The 19695-nt window shown below is 66.3% G+C and carries 18 protein-coding genes; 8 read left to right on the forward strand and 10 right to left on the reverse strand.

Annotated elements, in window-relative coordinates; all coding sequences use genetic code 11:
• Positions 1 to 136: 136 nt before the first annotated feature.
• The 5 genes from fba to epd all read right to left on the reverse strand — a co-directional run bounded on the left by fba (position 137) and on the right by epd (position 4078).
• Complete coding sequence (fba, locus tag CCZ28_RS14430; RefSeq protein WP_140219025.1) at positions 137 to 1201, reverse strand: class II fructose-bisphosphate aldolase; 1065 nt, start codon at positions 1199 to 1201, stop codon at positions 137 to 139.
• A 119-nt stretch (positions 1202 to 1320) separates the two neighbouring features.
• The gene (locus tag CCZ28_RS14435; RefSeq protein ID WP_140219027.1) at positions 1321 to 1650 is read right to left on the reverse strand and encodes an MliC family protein; all 330 of its coding nucleotides are present in this window, start codon (positions 1648 to 1650) and stop codon (positions 1321 to 1323) included.
• Positions 1647 to 1838, reverse strand: a complete 192-nt coding sequence (locus CCZ28_RS14440) for a hypothetical protein (RefSeq protein ID WP_140219029.1) — start codon at positions 1836 to 1838, stop codon at positions 1647 to 1649. The genes CCZ28_RS14435 and CCZ28_RS14440 overlap by 4 nt, the downstream gene beginning before the upstream one ends.
• Positions 1839 to 1843: 5 nt before the next feature.
• Positions 1844 to 3007, reverse strand: a complete 1164-nt coding sequence (locus CCZ28_RS14445) for a phosphoglycerate kinase (RefSeq protein ID WP_140219031.1) — start codon at positions 3005 to 3007, stop codon at positions 1844 to 1846.
• Between the two features lie 27 nt (positions 3008 to 3034).
• Complete coding sequence (gene epd / locus CCZ28_RS14450; RefSeq protein WP_140219033.1) at positions 3035 to 4078, reverse strand: erythrose-4-phosphate dehydrogenase; 1044 nt, start codon at positions 4076 to 4078, stop codon at positions 3035 to 3037.
• Positions 4079 to 4553: 475 nt separating this feature from the next.
• On the opposite strand from epd, the gene nrdH reads away from it, so the two are divergent.
• The 7 genes from nrdH (at position 4554) to CCZ28_RS14485 (ending at position 12663) form a co-directional block, all read left to right on the forward strand.
• Complete coding sequence (gene nrdH, locus CCZ28_RS14455; RefSeq protein ID WP_058761494.1) at positions 4554 to 4778, forward strand: glutaredoxin-like protein NrdH; 225 nt, start codon at positions 4554 to 4556, stop codon at positions 4776 to 4778.
• 12 nt (positions 4779 to 4790) lie between these two features.
• Positions 4791 to 5195: a class Ib ribonucleoside-diphosphate reductase assembly flavoprotein NrdI gene (gene nrdI, locus CCZ28_RS14460; protein ID WP_027598230.1), complete on the forward strand. Its 405-nt coding sequence runs from the start codon at positions 4791 to 4793 to the stop codon at positions 5193 to 5195.
• A complete protein-coding gene (nrdE, locus tag CCZ28_RS14465; protein ID WP_140219035.1) occupies positions 5177 to 7318 on the forward strand; it encodes a class 1b ribonucleoside-diphosphate reductase subunit alpha in 2142 nt (713 codons plus the stop codon). Before nrdI ends, nrdE begins: the two co-directional genes overlap by 19 nt.
• Positions 7319 to 7328: 10 nt before the next feature.
• On the forward strand, positions 7329 to 8309 hold the full coding sequence (gene nrdF / locus CCZ28_RS14470) for a class 1b ribonucleoside-diphosphate reductase subunit beta (RefSeq protein WP_140219037.1): 981 nt from the start codon (positions 7329 to 7331) through the stop codon (positions 8307 to 8309).
• Between the two features lie 320 nt (positions 8310 to 8629).
• Positions 8630 to 10165, forward strand: a complete 1536-nt coding sequence (locus CCZ28_RS14475) for a DNA-3-methyladenine glycosylase 2 (RefSeq protein WP_140219039.1) — start codon at positions 8630 to 8632, stop codon at positions 10163 to 10165.
• A complete protein-coding gene (locus CCZ28_RS14480) occupies positions 10165 to 10665 on the forward strand; it encodes a methylated-DNA--[protein]-cysteine S-methyltransferase (RefSeq protein ID WP_140219042.1) in 501 nt (166 codons plus the stop codon). The genes CCZ28_RS14475 and CCZ28_RS14480 overlap by 1 nt, the downstream gene beginning before the upstream one ends.
• A gap of 123 nt (positions 10666 to 10788) precedes the next feature.
• Positions 10789 to 12663: a type VI secretion system Vgr family protein gene (locus CCZ28_RS14485; RefSeq protein ID WP_140219044.1), complete on the forward strand. Its 1875-nt coding sequence runs from the start codon at positions 10789 to 10791 to the stop codon at positions 12661 to 12663.
• Positions 12664 to 12773: 110 nt separating this feature from the next.
• Here the strand turns inward: CCZ28_RS14485 and tkt are convergent, their stop codons facing one another.
• The 5 genes from tkt to CCZ28_RS14510 form a co-directional block, all read right to left on the reverse strand.
• On the reverse strand, positions 12774 to 14771 hold the full coding sequence (tkt, locus tag CCZ28_RS14490) for a transketolase (RefSeq protein ID WP_140219046.1): 1998 nt from the start codon (positions 14769 to 14771) through the stop codon (positions 12774 to 12776).
• 120 nt (positions 14772 to 14891) lie between these two features.
• Complete coding sequence (locus tag CCZ28_RS14495) at positions 14892 to 15494, reverse strand: PqiC family protein (RefSeq protein WP_140219048.1); 603 nt, start codon at positions 15492 to 15494, stop codon at positions 14892 to 14894.
• Positions 15491 to 17137, reverse strand: coding sequence for an intermembrane transport protein PqiB (locus CCZ28_RS14500; RefSeq protein ID WP_140219050.1), 1647 nt, complete (start codon positions 17135 to 17137; stop codon positions 15491 to 15493). Before CCZ28_RS14500 ends, CCZ28_RS14495 begins: the two co-directional genes overlap by 4 nt.
• Positions 17121 to 17762, reverse strand: a complete 642-nt coding sequence (locus CCZ28_RS14505; protein WP_140219051.1) for a paraquat-inducible protein A — start codon at positions 17760 to 17762, stop codon at positions 17121 to 17123. The genes CCZ28_RS14500 and CCZ28_RS14505 overlap by 17 nt, the downstream gene beginning before the upstream one ends.
• On the reverse strand, positions 17759 to 18400 hold the full coding sequence (locus tag CCZ28_RS14510; RefSeq protein WP_140219053.1) for a paraquat-inducible protein A: 642 nt from the start codon (positions 18398 to 18400) through the stop codon (positions 17759 to 17761). The genes CCZ28_RS14505 and CCZ28_RS14510 overlap by 4 nt, the downstream gene beginning before the upstream one ends.
• A 217-nt stretch (positions 18401 to 18617) precedes the next feature.
• Here CCZ28_RS14510 and CCZ28_RS14515 point away from each other — a divergent pair, with 217 nt between their 5' ends.
• Complete coding sequence (locus CCZ28_RS14515) at positions 18618 to 19616, forward strand: ArsR/SmtB family transcription factor (RefSeq protein ID WP_140219055.1); 999 nt, start codon at positions 18618 to 18620, stop codon at positions 19614 to 19616.
• The last annotated feature ends 79 nt before the right edge of the window (positions 19617 to 19695 follow it).

Raw genomic sequence — 19695 nt, forward strand, 5'->3', positions numbered from 1 at the left:
GAGCCTCTGGCTGCACCTCGCCCGCTGGTGCCGGGGCGTTGAAGCGCACCTCGACTCGTCACCGTTGCGCCGTTCGGCCTGAGCGTGGCGCAGACGAAAAAAAGGCCCCTCCTAGGGGCCTTTTCCATATCCCGGATCAGTTGACCTTGGGATCCAGCTCGCCGCGGGCATAGCGCTCGAACATGGCTTCCAGGGAGATCGGCTTGATCTTGGAGGCCTGGCCGGCGGTGCCGAAGGCTTCGTAGCGGGCGATACAGACGTCGCGCATGGCGGTCACGGTCTTGGCCAGGTACTTGCGCGGGTCGAACTCGCTACGGTTCTTGGCCATGAACTCGCGGATGGCACCGGTGGACGCCAGGCGCAGGTCGGTGTCGATGTTGACCTTGCGCACGCCGTACTTGATGCCTTCGACGATCTCCTCGACCGGCACGCCGTAGGTTTCCTTGATGTCGCCACCGTACTCGTTGATGATCTTCAGCCACTCCTGGGGCACCGAGCTGGAGCCGTGCATGACCAGGTGGGTGTCCGGGATGCGCGCATGAATTTCCTTGATGCGCTGGATCGACAGGGTGTCCCCGGTCGGCGGCTTGGTGAACTTGTAGGCGCCGTGGCTGGTGCCGATGGCGATGGCCAGGGCGTCGACCTTGGTGGCCTTGACGAACTGGGCGGCTTCTTCCGGATCGGTCAGCAGCTGGCTGTGATCCAGGGTGCCCTCGGCGCCAACGCCGTCTTCTTCACCGGCCATGCCGGTTTCCAGGCTGCCCAGGCAACCCAGCTCGCCTTCCACGGACACGCCGCAGGCATGGGCGAAGGCCACGGTCTGCTGGGTGACGCGCACGTTGTAGTCGTAGTCGGACGGGGTCTTGCCGTCGGCCTTGAGCGAGCCGTCCATCATCACCGAGGAGAAGCCCAGCTGGATGGAACGCTGGCAGACGTCGGGGCTGGTGCCGTGGTCCTGGTGCATGACCACCGGGATATGCGGGAATTCTTCCACTGCGGCCAGGATCAGGTGGCGCAGGAAGGGAGCACCGGCGTACTTGCGGGCACCGGCGGAGGCCTGGACGATGACCGGCGAATCGGTCTTGTCGGCGGCTTCCATGATGGCGCGCATCTGCTCCAGGTTATTGACGTTGAAGGCCGGAACGCCGTAGCCGAATTCGGCGGCGTGATCCAGCAACTGACGCATGCTGACGAGTGCCATTGGTGATTATCTCCCTACAAAAGGCGGTGGTGGCGCCAGCCTGCATGAGCGGCTGGCTGGGTTCAAGCGGCCGACCCCTGGCCGCCATGGATTAATCGGTTCAGCTGACATTCGCCGGCTCACGGCGTCCGGCAGCCACGGCCGATGAGGTCGTTGTTGGCGATCCAGTAAACGAGTCCCTGGTCACCACGGATATGGAAGGCCAGCAGGCCATCGGTGTAGGACTGGCCGTCGGTGGCCGGTTCGCGATTGAGGTGGCGGATCAGGCCATCGCTTTCCAGTTTGAGGTCGACGATGGACTGGCTGCGATCCACGTAGCGCCAATCGAAGGCCGCCTTGGAATCGCAGACCCAGTGGGTCCAGCCACCGGTCTGGTGACCGCCGCGACCGGCGCAGCCAGCCAGAGCAGCGGCGACCAGCACGCCGAGCAGCAGGCCGCGGGCCTTCACTGGGCGCAACCGCTGGTGGGACGACTGGCGCTGCCGGTGAGCGTATCGACGCGCTCGCTGTTCTGCGCCGTGGGCGTGGCTGCCGCCGCGGGCGGCGGCACGAAGACCGCGCAGGCCTTGTCGGCATTGCCACCGGCACAACCGGCCAACATCAGGACAGCGGAACAGACGAGCAGCGGCGTACGCATGGCAATCACTCCTGGGCGCGTTGCTGGAGAACTTCCACGGCCGGCAGCACCTTGCCCTCGACGAATTCGAGGAAGGCGCCGCCGCCGGTGGAGATATAGGAGACCTTTTCCCCGATGCCGTACTTGTCGATGGCAGCCAGGGTGTCGCCACCGCCGGCGATGGAGAAGGCGTCGCTGTCGGCGATGGCCTGGGCCAGGGTCCGGGTACCCTCGCCGAACTGGTCGAATTCGAAGACGCCGACCGGACCGTTCCAGAGGATGGTCTTGGCCGATTTCAGCAGGTCGGCGAATTGCTGGGCGCTGACCGGGCCGATGTCGAGGATCATGTCGTCGTCGGCCACGTCCTTGATCGACTTGGTGGTGGCCTGGGCGGTCTCGGCGAATTCCTTGGCGACCACCACGTCCACCGGCAGCGGCACGCTGACCTTGGCGGCGATGGCCTTGGCGGTCTCCACCAGGTCGGCTTCGTACAGCGACTTGCCGACCTTGTAGCCGGCCGCCGCGAGGAAGGTGTTGGCGATGCCGCCGCCGACGATCAGTTGGTCGCAGATCTGCGCCAGGGAATTCAGCACGTCCAGCTTGGTGGAGACCTTGGAGCCGGCGACGATGGCCGCCATCGGACGGGCGGGATTGCCCAGCGCCTTGCCCAGGGCGTCCAGCTCGGCGGCCAGCAGCGGACCGGCCGCGGCGACCTTGGCGAACTTGGCCACGCCATGGGTCGAACCCTCGGCGCGGTGGGCGGTGCCGAAGGCGTCCATGACGAAGATGTCGCACAGGGCGGCGTACTTCTTCGCCAGCTCATCGGCGTTCTTTTTCTCGCCCACGTTGAAGCGCACGTTCTCCAGCAGCACCAGTTGGCCCGGCTCGACCTGCACACCGTCCAGGTAGTCCTTCACCAGCGGCACCTCGCGGCCCAGGGCCTTGCTCAGGTAGGCGGCCACCGGTGCCAGGCTGTTCTCTTCGCTGAATTCGCCTTCGGTAGGACGGCCCAGGTGCGAGCAGACGATCACCGCGGCGCCCTTTTCCAGGGCCAGCTTGAGGGTCGGCAGGGCAGCGACCAGACGGGCGTCACTCTTGATCTGGCCTTCCTTCACCGGAACGTTGAGGTCTTCGCGGATCAGGACGCGCTTACCCTTCAGATCGAGGTCGCTCATTTTCAACACGGACATACAGGCAATCCCTTCGTTGTGCTTGTTTCAGGTGGGCTTGGCGATGCGCAGCCAATGGCCGGCGACGTCGAGCATGCGGTTGGCGAAGCCCCATTCATTGTCGAACCAGACCAGCAGATTGACCAGCCGGGGGCCGGAGACGCGGGTCTGGCTGCCATCGACGATGGCCGAATGGGGATCGTGGTTGAAATCGCAGGAAGCGTGGGGCAACTCGGTGTAGTCGATCAGCCCGGCCAGGGGGCCGCTCTGAGCGGCGTCGCGCAACAGGGTGTTGAGCGCGGGGGCCGTGGTGTCCTGGCCGACGATGCAGGTGATGTCCAGGCAGGAGACATTGACCGTGGGTACGCGCACGGCGCGGGCCTGGATGCGCCCGCTCAGCTCCGGCAGCAGCCGCTCGATGCCCCGGGCCAGGCCGGTCGCCACCGGGATGATCGACTGGAACGCCGAGCGGGTCCGCCGCAGATCTTCGGCATGGTAGGCGTCGATCACGGGCTGGTCGTTCATGGCCGAGTGGATCGTGGTGATAGAGACGTATTCCAGACCCAAGGTCTCATGCAAAAGTTTCAGCACCGGGACACTGCAGTTGGTGGTACAGGACGCATTCGAGACCAGGGTCTCGTCGCCACTCAGACTCTGCTGGTTGACACCATAGACCACGGTGGCGTCCACGTCCGTCTCACTGACCATGGGCTGGGAAAACAGCACCCGCGGCGCGCCACCGGCGAGAAAACGCCCGGCCTCGGCGCGGGTGCTGAAGGCGCCGGAGCATTCCAGCACCAGGTCGACGTCCAGCGCCCGCCAGTCCACTCGCTCCGGCTCCGTCTCACGGCGGATCTCCAGGGCCTGGTCACCGATGCGCAGCCGCTCGCCCTCCAGCGCCACCCGCCCGGGAAAGCGGCCGTGGGTGGAATCGAAGCGGGTCAGGTATTCGAGGCTGGGGCGGTCGGCCAGGTCGTTGAGGGCGACGATGGTCAACTCCGTCGCCGCACCGCGTTCGTGCAGGGCACGCAGGACACAACGGCCGATGCGACCGTAGCCGTTGAGAGCGAGGCGATAGCGGGCAGAACTCATGCGTGACCGGACTCGAGCGCTAGCGAAAGGCCGATTATGCGGGCGTTCGGCGACGAATGGGAGTCGCTACCGTAGCTGGCCTGCCGTTCTAACTACAAAAGGGTGCCCGCCTTGGCAGACGGAAGAAATTTATGCCGTCTGGCTTGGGGCTGTTGCGGTATCGACGAGAAGTCGTGGTCTGCATTGGAAGGGCTGGAGGTAGTACCAAGACCCTCAGGGCTACCTGCCTGCATGTCGCGACAGGCGCGACTTCGCCTGGAAGAAAGGTCATCGGAGGGTGATAGACCAGAGCCATGACCTGGATCAAAAACCCCACTTATTGTGTTGTAGAAATCATAAAACACCATATGTAGTATCTAGGCCGAACTTGAGGCCCAAGCCGAACTCAAAGAAAAGGACCCACGCCGCCCCGGCGAATGCCGCTTGGCGAGAGGCTTTTCCTTTGCGTTCGCCCCACTACGGACAGGAGTCAGCCATGACCATCACCATCTACAGCAAGCCCGCCTGCGTGCAGTGCAACGCCACCTACCGCGCCCTGGATCGCCAGGGGATCGCCTACCAGGTGGTGGACATCGAGCAGGACGCCCAGGCGCGCCAGACCGTGGAGTCCCTGGGTTATCGCCAGGTACCGGTGGTGGTGGCCGGTGACGACCACTGGGCCGGCTTCCGCCCGGACAAGCTCGGCCAACTGGTGGCCTGAGGCGCTCAGACCATGGGCGAGCTGCTGTACTTCTCCAGCACCTCGGAGAACACCCATAGATTCGTCGAGAAACTCGGGCTGCCGGCGCGGCGCATACCCCAGGATCCCGCCGCCGAACCGCTCAAGGCCCGCGAGCCTTACATCCTGGTGCTGCCCACCTATGGTGGCGGCGGCAGCAAGGGGGCGGTGCCCAAGCCGGTCATTCATTTTCTCAACGATCCGCATAACCGCGCCTTGATCCGCGGCGTCATCGCCGCGGGCAACACCAACTTCGGCGAGGGCTACTGCCTGGGCGGACGCATCGTCGCCCAGAAATGCGCGGTGCCCCTGCTCTACCAATTCGAATTGCTCGGGACGACGGAGGACGTCGACCGGGTGCGCACGGGAGTGAACGACTTTTGGCAACGTCAGGCCTGACCCCGACCGGCAGCGAGGCGGACTACCACGCGCTCAACGCCATGCTCAATCTCTACGGTCCCAACGGCGAGCTGCAACTCGACAAAGACCGCCAGGCGGCGCGGCAGTACTTCCTGCAGCACGTCAACCAGAACACCGTGTTCTTCCATAATCTGGACGAGAAACTCGGCTACCTGGTGGACAAGGGCTACTACGAGGCGGCGGTGCTGGAGCAATACGCGCCGGCCTTCGTCAAGGCGCTGTTCGAGCGTGCCTACGCCTACAAATTCCGCTTCCAGAGCTTCCTGGGTGCCTTCAAGTACTACACCAGCTACACCTTGAAGACCTTCGACGGCCAGCGCTACCTGGAACGCTACGAAGACCGGGTATGCATGGTCGCCCTGAGCCTGGCGCGCGGCGACGAACGCCTGGCCGAGTCCCTGGTGGACGAGATGATCAGCGGGCGCTTCCAGCCGGCCACGCCGACCTTCCTCAACGCCGGCAAGCGCCAGCGCGGCGAGCTGGTGTCCTGCTTCCTGTTGCGCATCGAGGACAACATGGAGTCCATCGGCCGCGCGGTGAATTCGGCGCTGCAGCTCTCCAAGCGTGGCGGCGGCGTGGCTTTCCTACTGAGCAACGTGCGCGAGGTCGGGGCACCGATCAAGCGCATCGAGAACCAGTCCTCCGGCATCATCCCGATCATGAAACTGCTGGAAGACGCCTTCTCCTACGCCAATCAGCTGGGTTCGCGCCAGGGCGCCGGGGCCGTCTATCTCAATGCCCACCACCCGGACATCCTGAGATTCCTCGACACCAAGCGCGAGAACGCCGACGAGAAGATCCGCATCAAGACCCTGTCCCTCGGCGTGGTCATCCCCGACATCACTTTCGAGCTGGCCAAGCGCAACGCCGACATGTACCTGTTCTCGCCCTACGATGTGGAGCGGGTCTATGGCGTGCCCTTCGCCGACATCAGCGTCAGCGACAAGTACGCGGAGATGGTGGCCGACGCGCGCATCCGCAAGCGCAAGATCAACGCCCGGGAATTCTTCCAGACCCTGGCGGAGATCCAGTTCGAGTCCGGCTATCCCTACCTGATGTTCGAAGACACGGTGAATCGCGCCAACCCCATCGCCGGGCGCATCAACATGAGCAACCTTTGCTCGGAGATCCTCCAGGTCAATACCCCCAGCCGCTTCGACGAAGACCTGGGCTACCAGCACGTCGGCCAGGACATCTCCTGCAACCTGGGCTCGCTGAACATCGCCCGCACCATGGATTCGCCGGACCTGGGCCGCACCGTGGAGACCGCCATCCGCGGCCTCACCGCCGTGTCGGAGATGAGCGACATCCGCTGCGTGCCCTCGGTGGCCGCCGGCAATGCCGCTTCCCATGCCATCGGCCTGGGGCAGATGAACCTGCACGGCTACCTGGCCCGCGAGCGCATCCACTATGGCTCGGCGGAAGGCCTGGATTTCACCAACCTCTATTTCTACACCGTCACCTACCACGCGGTGCGTGCCTCCAATCGCCTGGCCATCGAACGCGGCCAGAGCTTCCAGGGCTTCGCCGATTCCAAGTACGCCAGCGGCGAGTATTTCGACCTGTACGTTAACGGCGACTTCACCCCGCGCACCCCGCGGGTGGCCCAGCTGTTCGAGGTCGCCGGCATTCGCCTGCCGACTCGCGAAGACTGGCAGGAGCTCAAGGCGTCGGTGATGCAGCACGGCCTGTTCAACCGCAACCTCCAGGCCATCCCGCCGACCGGCTCGATCTCCTACATCAACCACTCCACCTCGAGCATCCACCCCATCGTCGCCAAGGTGGAGATCCGCAAGGAAGGCAAGCTGGGCCGCGTCTACTACCCGGCACCCTACCTGGCCGACGACAACCAGGAGTACTACCAGGACGCCTACGAGATCGGCCCGGAAAAGATCATCGACACCTATGCCGAGGCCACCCGCCATGTCGACCAGGGGCTGTCGCTGACGCTGTTCTTCCGCGATACCGCCACCACCCGCGACATCAACCGGGCGCAGATCTACGCCTGGAAGAAGGGCATCAAGACGCTCTACTACATCCGCCTGCGCCAGGCCGCCCTGGAAGGCACCGAGGTGCAGGGCTGCGTGTCCTGCAGCCTGTGAGGAAATCGCCATGAACGCATCCGTCAAAGCGCCGCGCCTGAATCGCATCAACGCCATCAACTGGAACCGCCTGCAGGACGAGAAAGACCTGGAGGTGTGGAATCGCCTGACCGGCAACTTCTGGCTGCCGGAAAAGATCCCGCTGTCCAACGACATCCCCTCCTGGGCGACCCTGACGCCCAAGGAGCAGCAACTGACCATCCGCGTCTTCACCGGCCTGACCCTGCTGGACACCATCCAGAACGCCGTGGGCGCCCCGACCCTGCTGGCCGATGCCGTCACCCCCCACGAGGAAGCGGTGATCGCCAACATCGGCTTCATGGAGGCGGTGCATGCGCGCTCCTACAGCTCGATCTTTTCCACCCTCTGCTCGACACCGGACGTGGACGAGGCCTATCGCTGGAGCGAAGAGAATCCCTACCTGCAGACCAAGGCCGACCTGATCCTCGCGCGTTACCACGCCGAGGACCCGCTGCTGCGCAAGGTGGCCAGCGTCTTCCTGGAATCCTTCCTCTTCTATTCGGGCTTCTACCTGCCGATGTACTGGTCCAGCCGCGCCAAGCTGACCAACACCGCCGACCTGATCCGCCTGATCATTCGCGACGAGGCGGTGCACGGCTACTACATCGGCTACAAATTCCAGCAGGCCCTGGCCAAGGAAAGTCCGGAGCGCCGCCAGCAGGTCAAGGACTTCGCCTACGAACTCCTGCAGGACCTCTATGACAACGAAGTGGCCTATACCGAGGACCTCTACGACAGCGTCGGCTGGAGCGAGGACGTGAAGAAATTCCTCCACTACAACGCCAACAAGGCGCTGATGAACCTGGGCTTCGAGGCGCTGTTCCCCAGCAGCATGACCGACGTCAGCCCGGCGATCCTGGCCGCCCTGTCGCCCAGCGCCGACGAGAATCACGACTTCTTCTCCGGCTCGGGCTCGTCCTATGTCATCGGCAAGGCGGTGAGCACCGAGGACGAGGATTGGGATTTCTGAGCCCAATCGCCCCTGCTGGTCAGCCCCCTCTCCCGCTGGGAGAGGGTTGGGGTGAGGGTGCCCCTCGCGACGAAGCCCTCAGTGGAAAAGGCTGCGCCGTTTTCCACGCTACGGCGCTGAGCCGGCCGCCTGCTCCGACAAGCCCCCTCTCCCTCTGGGAGAGGGCTGGGGTGAGGGCAACCCTCGCGACGAAGTCCTCAGTGGAAAAGGCTGCGCCGTTTTCCACGCTACGGTGCTGCGATAGAAATGTCCCAACCCACCTCAGCGGTCCCGTCCGAAAACGGCCAGTCACTCCTACCCGGCGGTGCTAACCTGCCGCCATGAACGCCTTCCCCGACATCCCTGCCTTCGAACGCGCCCGCCTGGCGCGGGACCCGCGCTTCGACGGCCTGTTCTACACCGCGGTGCTCACCACCGGCATCTATTGCCGGCCGGTGTGCCCGGCGCAACCGCCGCGGCCGGAGAACGTCAGCTACTACCCCAGCGCCGCGGCCGCCGAAGCTGCCGGCTATCGGCCCTGCCTCAGATGCCGCCCGGAACTCTCCCCCGCCGGCGGCCATTGGCAGCGCGGCGACGCTACCCTGGCCCGCGCCCTGCGGCTGATGGACGAAGGCCTGGACGACGGCGGCCTGCCCGCCCTCGCCGCCCGCCTCGATCTCGGCGACCGTCAGTTGCGCCGCCTGTTCGTCGAACGCCTGGGCGCGGCGCCCCTGGCGGTGCTCACCACCCGCCGCCTGCTGTTCGCCAAGCAATTGCTCAGCGAGACCCGGCTGCCCATCACCGAGGTGGCCCTGGCCGCCGGCTTCGGCAGTCTGAGACGCTTCAACGACGCCTTCCGCCGCGCCTACGGCCTGGCCCCCAGCCAGTTGCGCAAGGGCCAGGCCGCCGCTTCACCCGTCCTGGTCCTGCGCCTGGCCTATCGACCGCCCTACGACTTCGCCGCCCAGCTGGATTTCCTGCGTGGCCATGCGCTGCCCGGCGTCGAGGTGGTGGACGACGTCAGCTACGCCCGGGTGATAGGCACGCCCGAACGCCCCGGCTGGCTGCGTCTTTCCGCCTGGGACGCCAGCAGCCCGGCGCTGCGCCTGGAACTCCACGGCGCCGCCCCTGGCGAGCTGCAGGCGGCGGTCGCGCGCATCCGCCGCATGTTCGACCTGGACGCCGATCCCGAGGCCATCGCCCAGGGCCTCGCCGTCGATCCGACCCTGGCCGAGCTGGTGGCCCGCCGCCCCGGTCTGCGCCTGCCCAGTGGCTGGGACGGCTTCGAGATCGCCGTGCGCGCCGTCATCGGCCAACAGGTCAGTGTGGTGGCCGCCACCACCATGACCGCGCGGGTGGTGCAACGCTTCGGTCGGCCCTGGGGCGAACCGGCCCAAGACGCCAGCCAGCCCCCTGCCGGCCTGCATCACTTCTTCCCCACGGTGGACGCCCTCGCCGATGCCGCCCTGGAAGACCTCACCGGCCTCGGCCTGATCCGCGCCCGCGCCGGCACCCTGGGCACCGTCGCTCGGGCCTTGCGCGCCGGCGAGGTGGATTTCGACAGCGGCCGCATCCTGGACGACTTCACCCGCCGCTGGGTTGCCTTGAAGGGCATCGGTCCCTGGACCGCCCAGTACATCGCCCTGCGCGCCCTGGCCCATCCCGACGCCTGCCCGGTGGAAGACCTGGTGCTGCAGAAAAGATTGGCGCCACCGGGCGAACGTCTCACCGCCAAGGCCCTTTATGCCCGTGCCGAGGCCTGGCGGCCCTGGCGCGCCTATGGGGTGATGCAAGTCTGGCGCGAGGCCACCTGGAAGGCGCCCGCCAATGCCCCTGCCGAACCCGTCCCCACCCGCCTCGCCAAGGAGTCGCCGTGATGATCGCCTACTGCCTGTTGGACAGCCCCATCGGCACCCTCACCCTGGCCGCCGACGACAGCGGCCTGCGCGTGGTGGAATTTCCCGAGAATCGCTACCTGGCCAAGCGCGACGCTAGCTGGGTCGCCGCCGAACATCCGACCTTGGCCCTAGCTCGCGAGCAACTCGGCGAGTATTTCGCCGGCCAGCGCCAGGTGTTCGAGCTACCACTGGCGCCACGCGGCACCCCCTTCCAACTGGAAGTCTGGCAAGCCCTGGCGCGGATTCCCCATGGCCAGACCTGGAGCTACGGCCAGTTGGCCAGCCATCTCGGCCGCCCCCAGGCGATGCGTGCGGTGGGCGCTGCCAATGGCCGCAATCCGCTGCCCATCGTGCTGCCCTGTCACCGGGTGATAGGGGCATCCGGCGCCCTCACCGGCTTCGGCGGCGGCCTACCGACCAAGCAATTCCTGCTGGAATTGGAAGGGGCCTTGCCTGCGCCGAGAGATCTGTTCGCCTAGGCCTAGGCCGCTACTGCGCAAGAATTCGCCTGTGAAACCGCTCTAGAATGCAGACTTCAGCACTTGAGCCGGCGTGCCTTCGCTGATCAGAATGGGGCTTTCGATTCGCAAGGACGCGATGCGATGTTTAGCCCGGCCAATGCCCCGCCGTTCACCCTGACGCTGGAAGGCGTCGCCCACGACTTCCAGATCCTCGCCTTCGACGGCACCGAAGCCATCGGCCAGCCCTATCGCTTCCAGCTCGAACTGGTCAGCGAAAGACCGGACTGGCCACTCGAAGCGCTGCTCCATCGCCGCGCCTTCCTCAGCCTGGCCGCAGGCGACAGGGGCATCCATGGCCAGATCGCCGCCATTGCCCAAGGCGATTCCGGTCAGCGACTGACTCGCTACCACCTCGAACTGGTGCCGCGCCTGGCCTACCTCGCCCATCGCGTCAATTCGCGGATCTTCCAGCAGCGCAGCGTCCCGCAGATCCTCACCCAGTTGCTCGAGGAGCACGGCATCCTCGAAGGCGACCACAGATTCGCCCTCGGGCCGACGGTCTATTCGCCGCGCGACTACTGCGTGCAGTACGGCGAAAGCGATCTCGCCTTCCTCACTCGTCTGTGCGAAGAAGAAGGCTTGCACTATCACCACGAACACTGCCGCGACGGCCATGTACTCGTCTTCGGCGACGACGCCACCGGCTTTCCCCGGCTGGCCGCCACCCGCTACCTGCCCGGCAGCGGCCTGGTGGCGGACGAACCCGTGGTGCGGCGCTTCGACGTCGGCCTGCAGACCCGCAGCAGCGCCACCACCCTGCGCGATTACGACTTCCTGCAGCCGCGCCTGCGCCTGGAAAGCGGCACGGACACCGCTACGCCGCCCGCCTTGGAACATTATGGCTTCCCCGGTCACTTCACCGACCGCGCCACCGGCAAGCGCCTGAGCGGCCGGCGCCTGGAAAGCCTGAGGGTCGACGCCCAGCAGGCCCATGGCAAGAGCGACCAGCCCAGCCTGGTGAGCGGGCATTTCCTGCCGCTGGAACAGCATCCCCGCGGCGACTGGAACCAGCTCTGGCTGTTGACCGAAATCCATCACCAGGGCCGGCAGCCCCAGGTGCTCGAAGAAAGCATTACCAGTGACGACAGCCATCCGACGGACGACGGCTTCCGCCAGGGCTATCGCAACACCTTCGCTGCCATCCCCTGGACGGTGCCCTTCCGCCTGCCCCTGCACCATCCCAAGCCACGGTTGTTCGGCGCCCAGAGCGCCGTGGTCACCGGCCCGGCCGGTGAAGAGATCCACTGCGACGCCCTGGGCCGGGTCAAGGTGCAATTCCACTGGGATCGCGAGGGCCAGGCGGATGAGCGCACCAGTTGCTGGCTACGCGTCGCCAGCGGCTGGGCGGGCAACGGCTACGGCGCCCTGGCCGTGCCGCGCATCGGCATGGAGGTGCTGGTGGGCTTCCTGGAAGGAGACCCCGACCAGCCTCTGGTAACCGGCTGCCTCTACCACGCCGAACACCGGCCGCCACTGGAACTGTCCAAGGACAAGACCCGCAGCAGCTTCAAGAGCCTGAGCAGCCCCGGCGGTGGTGGTTACAACGAATTGCGCATCGAAGATCGACACGGGCAGGAAGAAATCCACGTCCACGCCCAGCGTGACTGGGACGAACGCATCGGCCACGACCACCGCAGCGAGATCGGCAACGAACGCCACCAACGCATCCGCGCCAGCAGCTACAGCGAATTCCACGCCGAGGAGCACCGCATCACCCATGGCGAACGCCGTACCGAGGTCCGCGCCGACGACCACCTGAGCATCGCCGACAGCCAGCACCTGCGCCTGGCCACCGGCCTGTTCGTCGAGGCCGGCAGCGAGATCAAGCTCCAGTCCGGCCAGAAGATCGTCCTCGAAGCCGGCGCGAGCCTGACCCTCAAGGCCGGCGGCAGCTTCGTGCAACTGGATGCCGGAGGCGTCACCCTGGTGGGAGCAAGCATCAGGGTAAATCCCTGACGACGGCCCGCCTGCATGTCCAGATACGAAACAGCGCAGACCTCCGCTGAATTTCACCCATAAAAAAGCCACGCATCAGCGTGGCTTTTTTGCACTACGACCCGCGACCTTTAGTCTTCCAGCAGTTCGCCAGCCACCGCCAGGACGTTGTCCAGGGTGAAGCCGAAGTGCTCGAACAGCGCGGCCGCCGGAGCGGATTCGCCGTAGGTGTGCATGCCGATGATGCGACCATCGAGACCGACGTACTTGTACCAGAAGTCGGCAATGCCGGCCTCGATGGCGATGCGGGCGCCGACTTCCACCGGCAGGACCTGCTGGCGGTATTCGGGGCTCTGGCGGTCGAAGACGCTGGTGCTGGGCATGGAAACCACGCGCACGTTGCGCCCTTCGGCGGTCAGGCGGTCATAGGCCTGCACGGCCAGGCCGACTTCGGAGCCGGTGGCGATGAAGATCAGCTCGGGCTCGCCGACGCAGTCCTTGAGCACGTAGCCGCCGCGGGCAGCGTTGCCCAAGGTGGCCTCGTCGCGCAGGTTATGGGCCAGGTTCTGGCGGGAGAAGATCAGCGCGCTGGGGCCGTCACGGCGCTCCAGGGCAGCGGTCCAGGCGATGGCGGATTCCACCGCATCGGCCGGGCGCCAGGTGTCCAGGTTGGGGGTGTAGCGCAGCGAGGCCAGTTGCTCCACCGGCTGGTGGGTGGGGCCGTCTTCGCCGAGGCCGATGGAGTCGTGGGTGAAGACATAGAGCACCCGCTGCTTCATCAGCGCCGACATGCGCACCGCGTTGCGGGCGTATTCCATGAACATCAGGAAGGTGGCGCCGTAGGGCACCAGGCCGCCGTGCAGGGCGACGCCGTTCATGATGGCGCTCATGCCGAATTCGCGCACGCCGTAGTGGACGTAGTTGCCGCTGGCGTCTTCGGCGGTGACGCCCTTGGCGCCTTTCCACAGGGTCAGGTTGGAACCGGCCAGGTCAGCGGAGCCACCGAGCAGCTCGGGCAGCAGCGGACCGAAGAATTGCAGGGCGTTCTGGCTGGCCTTGCGGCTGGCGATGGTCTCGCCCTTGGCGGCGACCTCCTGGATGAAGGCGGCGGCGCGCTCGGCGAAATCGGCGGGCAGGTCACCGACCATGCGGCGCTTGAACTCGGCGGCCAGCTCCGGATGGGCGGCAGCGTAGGCAGCGAAGCGACCGTTCCACTCGGCTTCGGCCGCGGCGCCACGGGCCTTGGCACTCCACTCGGCGTAGATGTCGGCGGGGATCTCGAAGGGCGCATGGGGCCAGCCGAGCAGCTCGCGGGCACCCTGGATCTCGTCGTTGCCCAGGGGAGCGCCGTGGCACTCTTCCTTGCCCTGCTTGTGCGGAGCGCCGTAGCCGATCACGGTCTTGCAGCAGATCAGCGTCGGCTGGTCGCTCTTGCGGGCGGTGTCCAGGGCGGTCTTGATCTCGTCGGCGTCATGGCCGTCGACGTTGCGGATCACCTGCCAGCCATAGCTTTCGAAGCGCTTGGGGGTGTCGTCGGTGAACCAGCCTTCGACCTCGCCATCGATGGAGATGCCGTTGTCGTCGTAGAAGGCGATCAGCTTGGACAGGCCCAGGGTGCCGGCCAGGGAGCAGGCCTCGTGGGAGACACCCTCCATCATGCAGCCATCGCCGAGGAAGGCGTAGGTGTGGTGGTCGACGATGGTGTGGCCATCACGGTTGAACTGGGCGGCCAGGACCTTTTCCGCCAGGGCGAAGCCCACGGCGTTGGCGATACCCTGGCCCAGCGGACCGGTGGTGGTCTCGATGCCCGGGGCATAGCCGTACTCGGGATGGCCCGGGGTCTTGCTGTGCAACTGACGGAAATTCTTCAGGTCGTCGATGGACAGGTCGTAACCCGACAGGTGCAGCAGCGAATAGATGAGCATGGAGCCGTGGCCGTTGGACAGCACGAAGCGGTCGCGGTCGGCCCACTTGGGGTTGGCCGGGTTGTGCTTGAGCTGATCGTGCCAGAGCACCTCGGCGATGTCGGCCATGCCCATGGGCGCGCCGGGGTGGCCACTGTTGGCTTTTTGCACGGCATCCATGCTGAGGGCGCGGATGGCGTTGGCTCGATCACGACGGCTGGGCATTGCGGTGTCTCCTGGCAGAGGCAGAGCGAAGGGGCCGTCATTCTGGCCCAGCCAGGGCACTTCCAGCAATCGGCGCGGTCAGGGCCGCGCCGAATCACCAGGCATCCTTATTACGAGGCATCACGAGGCGGGACAGTCGGCCTCGCCGTCGGCGGCGACGAAGCGCCGCGCCACCGGCTCGATGAGCGCCGCCAGCTGGCGCAGGGCCGCCCGATGGGCATCCACCAGGGACTGGTAGCTGTCCCCGGCGGGCGCTTGCAGGCGGCTGCCGCAGGTCAGCACCCGGTCACCGGCCGGCGTGGCTAGCCGCAGGGTCCAGAGGCCTTCTATGCGCGCGAAGCCGCCGGGCACCGACTCGAAGCGGCGCACATCGAGGTTGATACGCAATACCGGACTGCCGCCACCCCGCGGGGCATCACCCAGGTCCAGGGTGCCCAGGCGCGCCTGCAGATCGGCCGACAGGGCGCTGCGCACCTCGTCGGCCAGGGGCGCGATCCAGCGCTGGTCCTCCAACAGGGCGATGCCATCGCCCTGGCGGATCACCAGTTGCGGCTGATCCACCTGCGGCGGCACGGTAACGCCCTGCAGGGCGAAGCGGAACGGTGCCGGTGTGCCGCTGGCCTGGGGGTCGGCGCTGCTGGTGAGGGTGTGATAGGTCAACGGGGCCTTGGCCGCACAGGCGGCCAACAGCAGAGGCAGAGCCAGGCAAGTCAGGCGCTTCATGGCAGTTTTCCTTTGACGGCATCGCGGGAGCCCGGCTCGAGCTTGGGCGGCGGATCGGTCACCAGACCGCGGATCAGCGAATCCGGATGGCGGCTCAGGTAGTCGCCGAACACCCGCAGGGAGCGCGCCATGCGTTGCACTTCCTCGAGCGTCTGGTTGAGGTTCTGCTGCACGGGCGAATCGGCGCCGAGGGTCTGGCTGGCGCTGCCGGTGAGTTGCTGCACCCCCATGAGGGTGGTGGTCATCTGCGGCAGCACTCCAGTGTTGAGCTGCTTGAGGGTGCCGCTCAACTGCGCCAGGCTGGTATCGAGATTCTTGCCGATGGAGTCGAAGGGGATCTTGTCGATCTTGTTGACGATGCCCGCCATCTGCTCCTGCAAGCGGTCGAAACTGCCGGTGACGGTGGGGATGACCAGCGGCTGCGCCTTGGGATTGAAGGCCACCTTGGGCGCATTGGGAATGAAGTCGATGGAGATGTAGAGCTGTCCGGTGAGCAGGTTGCCGGTGCGGGCCTGGGCACGCAGGCCGCGTTCCACCCAGCCGGCGAACAGCTTGCCATCGCGGTCCTGGGCCTCGATACGCTTGCCGACCTCGCCGAGGCGCTGCGGATAGATCACCGCGCCGACGACCAGGGAGAAATCATCCTTCTTCTGGTCGTAGTCCGGCGTCAGGGACACCACCCGACCGATGTTCATGCCAAGGAACTCCACCGGTGCGCCGGTGGCGAGGCCCCGCAGGGACTGCTGGAATCTCATGCGGATGTAGTGCGGTTCGCCGTCCGGCGGCGCCAGGGCGCTGGTCTGGTCATCGAACAGGGCGTAATGGGTGTCTTCCGGGGCTTCCTGCTGGTCCTTGGGCCAGTCCGGGGTGACGAAGGCGATGCCACCGGCGACCACCGTGGCCAGGGATTGGGTATTGAGCTTGAGCCCGCTGGCGCTGAGGGCCACGTCCACGCCGCTGGCGTTCCAGAAGCGGCTATTGGTGGTGACGAAGCGGTCGTAGGGGGAATCGATGAAGACCTGGGCGTCAACGCCCGTGCCTTCTCGGTTCAAGTGATAGGACACCACCCGCCCGACCTGGATACGCCGGTAGTAGATCGGCGAGCCCACGTCCAGGGAGCCGAGATCATCGGCGGTGAGCAGGAAACGCTTGCCCGAGGCGCCATGGATCAGCGCCGGTGGCTGCTCCAGGCCGCGGAAGTCGTAGTGCTTCTCGGTGGAGTCGCCGATGTCGGCGCCGATGAAGGGGCCCGAGAGCAGGGTGTCGACCCCCGAGACGCCACTCACGCCGAAGCGTGGCCGCACCACCCAGTAGCGGGCCCCCTGGGTGGCGAAGCCTTCAGCGGACTTCTCCAGGTCGATGGTGATGATCACCCGGTTGCGATCGGGCGCCAACTGGATATCGGTGACCGTGCCGATCACTACGTTCTTGTACTTGACCTGGGTCTTGCCGGCTTCCAGGCCCTCGGCGGTGAGAAAGGTCACCGTGATGGCAGGCCCGCGCGACGCCCAGCTGTGGACGACCATGGACAGCCCGATCAGGGCCGCCACGATGGGCACCAGCCAGATCAGCGAGACGCTCCAGCGACTGCGGCGTACCTCGGGGGTAGGCGCCAGGGCGTCGGGTTCATGCCTGTCCGTCATCGTTCACCTCTGCATCCCAGATCAAGCGGGGATCGAAACTCATCGCGGCGAGCATCGTCAGCACCACCACGAAACCAAAGAACACGATACCCAGGCGCGGCGCCGCCGAACTCAGGGCACCGAAGTGCACCAGCGCCGAGACCAGGGCCACGACGATCACATCGAGCATCGACCAGTAGCCGATCAGCTCGACGAAGCGATAGAGCCGGGCACGCTGGGCCATCGCCCAGTCACTGCGCCGCTGGCAGGTCACCAGCAGGGTGCCGAGCACCAGGAACTTGATGGACGGCACCGCCACGCTGGCGATGAAGATGACCAGGGCGACGCCCCAGGAGCCGTTCTCCCAGAATTCGATCACCCCCTGGAGAATGGTGCTCTCCGTGCCGCGCCCCAGGGTACCGGTGAACATCACCGGCAGGGTATTGGCCGGGATATAGAGGATCAGCGCGGCGATCAGGTAGGCCCAGGTCTTGGCATAGGCGTTCGGCTTGCGCGGGTGCAGCGCCGAACCGCAACGCGGGCAGCCGGCCTTGCGATGCTGCGGCGCCGTGCAGACGTTGCCGCAGACGTGGCATAGGCAGAGACCGAGCTCGGCGGCGCGCGGCGGCAGCTGGGGCGCGCTCATGGCTCACGCTCCCCGACGGCGTCCCACAGCGGATGCAGATCGCGCTTGGCGATGATCAGCAAGACCACCATCAGCCCGATCATGCCGAACAGGCCCATGCCCACCACCACGTGCAGCAGGCCGGCCAGCTTGATCACTGCCACCAGGGCGCCGAGCACGAACACCTCGATCATGCTCCAGGGGCGCAGGTAATGCAGGGTGACCATGGCGGTGGCGAAGCCGGGGGCGCGACGACCGGCCTGGGCGAAGCCGAGTACCCAGAGCAGCAGCAGGATCTGCAGCAGCGGCACCACGAACAGGGTCATGGCCACCACCAGCGCCATGGGTCCGGCGAAGCCGCTGCTCATGGCCACCACCGATTCCAGCAGCGTCGCCTCGCTGTGCAGGCCGCGAAAGCTCAATTGCAGGATGGGGCCGACATTGGCGATGACGAACAGCACCGCCGCGGCGATGGCCAGCGCCAGCAGGCCCTGGATATCGAGCCGACTGGCGCGATAGAGCAAGGCGCCGCAGCGCAGGCAATGCGCCCGCTCACCCACCGCGAGCGGTTCGAGGCGATGCACCGAATCGCAGTGCTCGCAAATCACCAGATGGGTGCCTGGCGCGGGCGCGGAGGAAGAGGGTGGCTGGGCGGACATGAGACGGCCTGGATGGCGCTCCCTGAACGAAATCTGCATCTTTGACGCGTTAGCGCCCCCGGAGTTACCGCGCGGGGTGCAACGATAGCCAGTCGACCGGCGGTGGCATCTTACCTACATCTCCGCACGTATGCGCGCTTCGTCACCACGGACAAGTATCAAAACTTTTTGATGCTTTTCTTGCGACGGATTCGACGGGTCTCTAGACTAGCGCCCCATGAATCCGCTCCGCGTGCCGGCGCTCGGCCGAGACCCAGGTGACACCCTCGCCGCCCTGTGCAAGGCCGGCGGCGATCCCCTGCGCCTGAACGTCTTGCGCGCCCTGCACAGTGCCTCCTTCGGCGTGCTGGAGCTGGCGCAGATCTTCGATACCGGCCAGTCCGGCATCAGTCACCACCTCAAGGTACTGGCCCAGGCCAAGCTGGTGGCGACCCGTCGCGAAGGCAATGCCATCTTCTATCGCCGCGCCCTGCCCCGTCCGGGTAGCCTGGGCGGTTCGCTGCACGCCGCGCTGCTCGAAGAGGTGGATGCCCTGCCCCTGCCGATGCAGGTGCAAGCGCGGATCGGCGAGGTGCATGCCCAGCGTGCGGCGGTGAGTCGTGACTTCTTCGCCCGGGTGGCGGAGAAATTCCAGGCCCAGCAGGACCTCATCGCCAGCCTACCGCAATATCGCGATGGCTTGCTCAGCCTGCTTGATGCCCTGGCGCTGGAGCCGCACGGTTGCGCGCTGGAAGTGGGACCGGGCGACGGTGCCTTCCTGCCCGACCTGGCCCAGCGCTTCGCCCAGGTGCTGGCGGTGGACAACAGCCCGGCGATGCTCGAACTGGCCCGCCAGCGCTGCCAGCGCGACGGCCTCGCCAACGTCGAGCTGCAACTGGCCGATGCCCTCGCCGAGCCGCTGCCCCGCGCCGATTGCGTGGTGCTCAACATGGTCCTGCATCACCTGGCCGCGCCGGCAGCCGCCTTGCAACGCCTGGCGCTGTGCGTGGCCCCTGGCGGCAGCCTGGTGATCACCGATCTCTGCCCCCACGACCAGGCTTGGGCACGGGACGCCTGTGGCGATCTCTGGCTCGGCTTCGACCAGGACGAACTGGCGCGCTGGGCGCAGGCCGCAGGGCTGGTAGCCGGCGAAAGCCTTTACCTCGGCCTGCGCAATGGCTTTCAGATCCAGGTGCGGCAATTCGCGCGCCCGGATCAGGGAAACACCCCGTCATGAGGCCAAGCGGCCAATGGCGGGCGGACCGGGCGCCCACGGGCGTCATGTCCAGCAAGGAAACTGCTGTCTCGACCGGCCT

It is taken from the genome of Pseudomonas oryzihabitans (assembly GCF_006384975.1).
GTDB classification, from domain to species: Bacteria; Pseudomonadota; Gammaproteobacteria; order Pseudomonadales; family Pseudomonadaceae; genus Chryseomonas; species Chryseomonas psychrotolerans_B.

Coding starts and splice junctions, on each gene's coding strand:
- CCZ28_RS14510 (WP_140219053.1), bottom strand. CDS start 18,400: ATGTCCGCCCAGCCACCCTCTTCCTCCGCGCCCGCGCCAGGCACCCAT.
- CCZ28_RS14445 (WP_140219031.1), bottom strand. CDS start 3,007: ATGTCCGTGTTGAAAATGAGCGACCTCGATCTGAAGGGTAAGCGCGTC.
- CCZ28_RS14515 (WP_140219055.1), top strand. CDS start 18,618: ATGAATCCGCTCCGCGTGCCGGCGCTCGGCCGAGACCCAGGTGACACC.
- tkt (WP_140219046.1), bottom strand. CDS start 14,771: ATGCCCAGCCGTCGTGATCGAGCCAACGCCATCCGCGCCCTCAGCATG.
- CCZ28_RS14440 (WP_140219029.1), bottom strand. CDS start 1,838: ATGCGTACGCCGCTGCTCGTCTGTTCCGCTGTCCTGATGTTGGCCGGT.
- nrdF (WP_140219037.1), top strand. CDS start 7,329: ATGAACGCATCCGTCAAAGCGCCGCGCCTGAATCGCATCAACGCCATC.
- epd (WP_140219033.1), bottom strand. CDS start 4,078: ATGAGTTCTGCCCGCTATCGCCTCGCTCTCAACGGCTACGGTCGCATC.
- fba (WP_140219025.1), bottom strand. CDS start 1,201: ATGGCACTCGTCAGCATGCGTCAGTTGCTGGATCACGCCGCCGAATTC.
- CCZ28_RS14485 (WP_140219044.1), top strand. CDS start 10,789: ATGTTTAGCCCGGCCAATGCCCCGCCGTTCACCCTGACGCTGGAAGGC.
- CCZ28_RS14475 (WP_140219039.1), top strand. CDS start 8,630: ATGAACGCCTTCCCCGACATCCCTGCCTTCGAACGCGCCCGCCTGGCG.
- CCZ28_RS14500 (WP_140219050.1), bottom strand. CDS start 17,137: ATGACGGACAGGCATGAACCCGACGCCCTGGCGCCTACCCCCGAGGTA.
- CCZ28_RS14480 (WP_140219042.1), top strand. CDS start 10,165: ATGATCGCCTACTGCCTGTTGGACAGCCCCATCGGCACCCTCACCCTG.
- nrdH (WP_058761494.1), top strand. CDS start 4,554: ATGACCATCACCATCTACAGCAAGCCCGCCTGCGTGCAGTGCAACGCC.
- CCZ28_RS14495 (WP_140219048.1), bottom strand. CDS start 15,494: ATGAAGCGCCTGACTTGCCTGGCTCTGCCTCTGCTGTTGGCCGCCTGT.
- nrdI (WP_027598230.1), top strand. CDS start 4,791: ATGGGCGAGCTGCTGTACTTCTCCAGCACCTCGGAGAACACCCATAGA.
- CCZ28_RS14505 (WP_140219051.1), bottom strand. CDS start 17,762: ATGAGCGCGCCCCAGCTGCCGCCGCGCGCCGCCGAGCTCGGTCTCTGC.